The following is a 323-nucleotide window of genomic DNA, read 5'->3' on the forward strand; positions in this document are numbered from 1 at the left end:
TAGAAGGCGGTGTGGCCCTGCTCGACGATGCGGACAAGCAGCACGGCCAGGAACAGCATGGCGGCGGCGATGGCCAGACGGCCATACCATTTGAACCGGGTTTCCTTGGCGTGGCGGCGATTCAGCCCCGCACGCAGACGCTCCAGCCGCCCGGTGGCGGAAGCGCCGTCGATCCGATCGGGGGTCGCGTCAGTCATATTGTTCCCGATAGGTCTGCACGATCCGGTGGGCGATGATGTTCAGCATCAGGGTGACCAGGAACAGGGTCAGGCCCAGGCCGAAGGCGGACAGGGTCTTGGCGCTGTTGAACTCCTGGTCGCCGG

1 protein-coding gene and 1 pseudogene are annotated in these 323 nt (G+C 65.3%); both read right to left on the reverse strand.

The features are described 5' to 3' along the window. Positions 1 to 197: DUF3333 domain-containing protein (locus CVH10_RS19060; RefSeq protein WP_146143086.1), on the reverse strand; the 197-nt coding region annotated here is incomplete at its 3' end. Continuing rightward, positions 190 to 323: pseudogene (locus CVH10_RS27325) on the reverse strand (phosphate ABC transporter permease subunit PstC); the annotation flags it as partial. The pseudogene CVH10_RS27325 and the gene CVH10_RS19060, both read right to left, overlap by 8 nt.

Origin of the sequence: Halomonas sp. ND22Bw (assembly GCF_003011945.1) — a bacterium.
GTDB lineage: Bacteria > Pseudomonadota > Gammaproteobacteria > Pseudomonadales > Halomonadaceae > Halomonas > Halomonas halophila.